Origin of the sequence: Rhodococcus sp. R1101, assembly GCF_000278445.1 — a bacterium.
Taxonomy (GTDB): domain Bacteria; phylum Actinomycetota; class Actinomycetes; order Mycobacteriales; family Mycobacteriaceae; genus Rhodococcus; species Rhodococcus gordoniae.
In genome coordinates this window covers 1-2,571 of the sequence record NZ_AJVB01000519.1, presented here as the reverse complement: position 1 = coordinate 2,571, position 2,571 = coordinate 1, and the positions used below count along the sequence as shown (strand labels likewise).

Sequence of the window (2,571 nt, the reverse complement as noted above, 5' to 3'; positions counted from 1 at the left end):
AAGGGTGCGACATATCGAGAACTGTCCTGTTCGTCCCCACGCCGGCGGACTCCGGCGAGCTCAGGATCGTCAGGTTAACGACGCTCCGGGCCGATCGGGCTGCGGGTGCTCACCGTTCATCCCGGCGTCACCGACGGGGGAGGGCGCCGTTCACCGATCGGTCACCGCGCGGCCCGGGAACGGTCAACGATGATGCTCGGCCCGCAAAGCAGCCGCGACCGCGCCGACACGGGCCTCGCGCACCGCGGCCCACAGTGGCTGCAGCGCGCCTTCGCGACCGGCGGTGCCCGAGACCGAACCGGCACGTAGACCCCCACCGCGGCCCGCGACGGTGAGGATCGCCGCCACCTGGTCGGCGGTGTCGAGGATGCGCACGGCACGTGCGGGCAGTGAGGGGGGATACCGGTGCCGGGCGAGTTCGGCGACCTCCTCGGCGATCTCCGCTCGCGGGTCGGTACGGCGACCGTCGGTGCCGACCGTCGGGATACCGCTCAGCGCGGAGGCGGCGTCGCGTACCGCCTCCCGCATCGCGTACTCGGCCGCACCCAGACCACTGTCGAGAGCGATCTCGAGGACGGCGGGCAGCGTGAAGACATTCCACCGCAGGACGTCCGGACCCTCGATCACGGGCACGAGACCCAGTCCCGGGGTACCGGGCGCTCCCACGACGACGCCTTCGCCTGCCGCGAGTGCCGCCGATGCGAACGCGGTGCCGGCGGGCAGGGCGTGTACGGCGCCGGGGGCGGGAAGGACGAGACGCAGTCCCGCGCCGGCAGCGGTGTCGACGCGACGGATCAGGGTGAGGAGCAGGGCGGCACCGTCGGCGACCCCCCGGTCGGGGAGGCCGGCTGCGGAGGCCGCCGCCGCGTCGTGGGCACCCACGAGATGCATCGGCGCCCATTCGTGCAATGCGTCGATCACGTCGTCGGGGGAGGTGTGACCGGACAGCCACGACCCCGCCCACACGGTCAGCGTCAGGCTCGGAGAACTCACCCCGAAAGCATACGGCGGCCCGGTGCGGTGGTCCGGCGTGGCGGCGCGAGGCACCCCGCGCGATGTCCTAGGGTCGACTGGCGTGAGCCCACGCGACATATACGGCGGCGACATCTATGCCGGTCACGCCCGCACGAAGAAGAAGGCCGTTCCCGAACTCGCAGCGGATCGCGGTGTCGTCGTCGAGGACGCCGCATCCGGTTGGTGCGGCGCGATCGTGGGCATCGAGAAGACCTACGACGGCAATTTCGTGCGGCTCGAGGACGGGCAGGGACGTACCCGGCTGTTCGCGATGCGGCCCGCGGCGTTCCTCGTCGACGGAACGCCCGTCACCCTCGTCCGGCCGAAGGCCCGTCCCGCGGCGCGGTCGGCCCGGTCGGCCTCGGGATCGACCCGCGTCGACGGTGTGCGGGCACGCGTGGCGCGGGGCAGCCGGATCTGGGTGGAGGGCGTGCACGATGCCGCCCTCGTCGAACGGGTGTGGGGACACGATCTGCGGGTCGAGGGGGTGGTCGTCGAGCAGCTCGAGGGCCTCGACAATCTCGGTGCCCGCCTCGCCGAGTTCGAGCCCGGACCGGGCCGGCGTGTCGGTGTCCTCGCCGACCACCTGGTCACCGGGTCCAAGGAGGAGCGCCTCACCGCGAACCTCGGCCCGCACGTCATGGTCACCGGCCATCCTTACATCGACGTGTGGCAGGCGGTGCAGCCGAAGGCCGTGGGCATCGACGCCTGGCCCACCATCCCGCGCGGCGAGGATTGGAAGACCGGGGTGTGCCGTGAACTCGGCTGGGGCACACCGCAGGACGGGTGGCGACGAGTGTACGGCGCCGTGAACTCGTTCCGGGACCTCGAATCGCATCTCATCGGCGCGGTGGAGCGTCTCGTGGACTTCGTCACCGAACCCGACGAGGGCTGAGGACCGGCGCACCGCGGACCTGCACACGAGCGGTTACGTGATGACTCGGTGATGTAATCCGGACAGGACGGAAGTCAAAGAAATAAAGAATTCCACCCCCGGAATCGTTCGTGCGTCACGGAGCACGGAGGAACGAGGCGTGCGGCAGCTGTTCCACCAGGGCATCTGCCGGGATGTCCGATTTGTGGTTCGATGGTGACCGTGGCCGCATTGATTTGGTTGATCGCCGGGGCGGCGTTGGCGGCCGGTGAAGCGCTCACGGGCGATTTCGCGCTGCTGATGCTCGGCGCCGCCGCGCTCGTCACCGGAGGTGTCTCCGCGGCGACCGATCTTCCGGTCTGGATCGACGCGGTGATCTTCGCGGTGACATCAGTGGTGCTGCTGCTCGGTGTCCGGCCGGCGCTGAGGCGGAGGTACTCCCTGCCGCCCGCTCTCCCGACCGGTATCGACGCTCTCCCCGGAAAACATGCCCTCGTCCTGGAGCAGGTAGGGGAGCATTCCGGGCGCGTGAAGATCGACGGCGACGTGTGGACCGCCAGACCACTGGACGCCACCGAGGTGTACGAGCCGGGTACGACAGTGACAGTGATGCAGATAAACGGCGCGACAGCCGTCGTATGGAGGGGTGTCTGAGGATGGAAGCATTGATCGTGCTCGCCGTG

3 protein-coding genes are annotated in these 2,571 nt (G+C 69.9%); 2 read left to right on the top strand and 1 reads right to left on the bottom strand.

Features of this window, described 5'->3' with window-relative positions:
• Positions 1 to 183 precede the first annotated feature (183 nt).
• Positions 184 to 993 (bottom strand): hypothetical protein, encoded by an 810-nt coding sequence (locus R1101_RS0120895; protein WP_026003544.1) that lies wholly within the window; start codon positions 991 to 993, stop codon positions 184 to 186.
• An 82-nt stretch (positions 994 to 1,075) separates the two neighbouring features.
• Between R1101_RS0120895 and R1101_RS0120890 the strand changes: the two genes are divergently transcribed.
• Both R1101_RS0120890 and R1101_RS0120885 read left to right on the top strand, forming a co-directional pair.
• Positions 1,076 to 1,909 (top strand): DUF3097 domain-containing protein, encoded by an 834-nt coding sequence (locus tag R1101_RS0120890; protein WP_016935218.1) that lies wholly within the window; start codon positions 1,076 to 1,078, stop codon positions 1,907 to 1,909.
• 192 nt (positions 1,910 to 2,101) lie between these two features.
• Positions 2,102 to 2,542, top strand: coding sequence for an NfeD family protein (locus R1101_RS0120885; RefSeq protein WP_016935217.1), 441 nt, complete (start codon positions 2,102 to 2,104; stop codon positions 2,540 to 2,542).
• The last annotated feature ends 29 nt before the right edge of the window (positions 2,543 to 2,571 follow it).

Excerpts from the sequence above, each read along its gene's own strand:
- R1101_RS0120885 (WP_016935217.1), top strand. The coding sequence starts at position 2,102 with ATGGTGACCGTGGCCGCATTGATTTGGTTGATCGCCGGGGCGGCGTTG.